Here is a 2,228-nt window from a genome sequence, read left to right on the forward strand (position 1 = left end):
GCTACCCTGCGCACGGCAGACAGGGACCCGGGGAAGGAAGCACTGGCAGACATCCGCCGGATCGTGGAGCAGATCAGGAACCGCTGGCCCCGGGTGCGTATTCTGGTGCGTGGGGACAGCGGTTTCGCCCGGGACAGTCTGATGACATGGTGCGAAGACAACCACGTTGACTTCCTGTTCGGGCTTGCAGGCAACACCCGCCTGTATGACCGGATTGCCTCTTTGTCCGCTGAGGTTCGTGACGAAGCCGCCACGACAGGCAGAGCTGCGCGCGGTTTCGCCTCCTTTGACTGGATCACAAAGGACAGCTGGACGCGCCGCAGGCGGGTGGTGGCCAAGGCCGAATGGCGCCACGGCAACCGCTATCATCGCTTTATTGTCACCACGCTACCGCAGGGAATGTCCGACCCCCGCCATCTCTACGAACAGATTTACTGCGCACGCGGGGATATGGAAAACCGCATCAAGGAATGCCAGATGGATCTGTTCTCAGACAGGACCTCGTCCCACACCATCCGGGCCAACCAGCTCCGGCTGTGGTTCTCGGCCGCAGCCTATGTCCTGCTGACCGCTCTGCAAAGACTGGCCCTTGGCCAGACCAGCCTGGAGACGGCGACCTGTGGCACCATACGCGCACGGCTGCTCAAAATCGCGACACGTGTAACGCTCAGCGTCCGTCGGATTGTCCTGTCCATGCCGGACATGTTCCCCTGTCAGCATGAATTCGCCCTCGCTCATGCACGATTGCGAAGGCTCCGGCAGGCCATCTGAAGAAACAGACAGTGCACAGACCACATAGCTTCCACCAACACTGCCTTCTCAGGCCGTGACACCCTCACTGCGTTCAGAACCCGCCGCCAGAAGCAGAATATCGTCAATATTCCAGATCGGGCTCCTGTGGGATGACTGAATTCTACAAAATGACCCGAAATTGCCTCAAGTGTGAGATGGGGTGGTTGCCGTCCTCCCCGCACGGCATCGCAATGTGCCAGAATGGTCGTTGGAAGAAACGACTGCGCGAAAGGACGGCAGATGAAGGATACAGTGATAGGCGTTGATCTGGCAAAGAACATTTTCCAGGTTCATGGAGCTTCGCGTGCGGGCGAGGTGATGTTTCGCAAAAAGCTGCGTCGTCAGCAGTTTATGCAGTTCATGGCCACGCAGCCGCCTGCTCTGGTCGTTCTTGAAGCGTGCGGGAGCGCGCATTACTGGGCTCGCGAACTGGCAGGAGCTGGTCACGAGGTCAGACTGATCGCTCCGCAGTATGTGAAGCCTTTCGTGAAGCGCCAGAAGAACGATGCTGCTGATGCGGAAGCGATCGTCATTGCGGCCCGTCAGCCGGAAATGCGCTTTGTCGAACCACGCACTGAAGCGCAGCAGGCGCGTGGCGTTCTTTTCCGGGCCCGGCAGCGTCTGGTGCACCAGCGCACGGAACTGGTGAATGCCCTGCGTGCCGTTCTGTATGAATTCGGTCTCGTCGTGCCACAGGGGATTGCGCATATCAGACACATTGAAGCCATGCTGGATGAGGCGGTTCTGCCAGAGGCTGTGAAGCAGGAATGCCTTGATCTGCTGCGACAGATTTCGGAGCAGAGTGTGCGGATTGATGTCAGAACAAAGAAGATCAGGATGCTTGTCCAGGAAAGTGAAAACACCTGCAGATTGCAGAGCATGCCTGGAGTGGGTCCTCTGACCGCTCTTGCGATTGAAGCTTTTGCGCCTGACCTGCAGAGCTTCCGGCGCGGGCGCGACTTTGCTGCGTGGCTGGGGCTGGTGCCCCGTCAGTTCTCATCTGGCGGAAAGGAAAGGCTGGGGAAGATATCAAAAGCCGGGCAGGCTGATATCCGCAGGCTTCTCATCATGGGCGCCATGACCCAGGTGAACTGGGCCAGCCGTAAGGCCCCTGCACCGGGAAGCTGGCTGGCACGGATGCTGGCCCGCAAGCCCCGTATGCTGGTAGCCATTGCGCTGGCCAACAGGATGGCACGAGCCATCTGGGCCATGGCAACAAAACAGGAGGATTATCGGGATCCGGCCCTGTCCGTGGCAGCCTGAGCGATGGCTCGGCTCCCGCGGATGGAACCGGTAGGGGTGTGAGAGGGCGATGACCTGAATGGGCGCATGATCGTCTGATCCGGATCGGAAAAACCAGTGGATTTCTCTGTGCTTTAAAGCACGCCTGTGAGATTTGGATCTGATCCGCTGATCACCATACTGGCCAGTGGCTT

General features: G+C 59.1%; 1 protein-coding gene and 1 pseudogene. Both read left to right on the plus strand.

What is annotated here, in order from left to right:
* Positions 1–771 (plus strand): annotated as a pseudogene (locus tag GEU01_RS20925) (IS1380-like element IS1380A family transposase); the annotation flags it as partial.
* A gap of 261 nt (positions 772–1,032) precedes the next feature.
* Complete coding sequence (locus GEU01_RS20930) at positions 1,033–2,055, plus strand: IS110 family RNA-guided transposase (protein ID WP_019086379.1); 1,023 nt, start codon at positions 1,033–1,035, stop codon at positions 2,053–2,055.
* The last annotated feature ends 173 nt before the right edge of the window (positions 2,056–2,228 follow it).

Origin of the sequence: Komagataeibacter europaeus LMG 18890 (genome assembly GCF_000285295.1) — a bacterium.
Lineage (GTDB): Bacteria > Pseudomonadota > Alphaproteobacteria > Acetobacterales > Acetobacteraceae > Komagataeibacter > Komagataeibacter europaeus.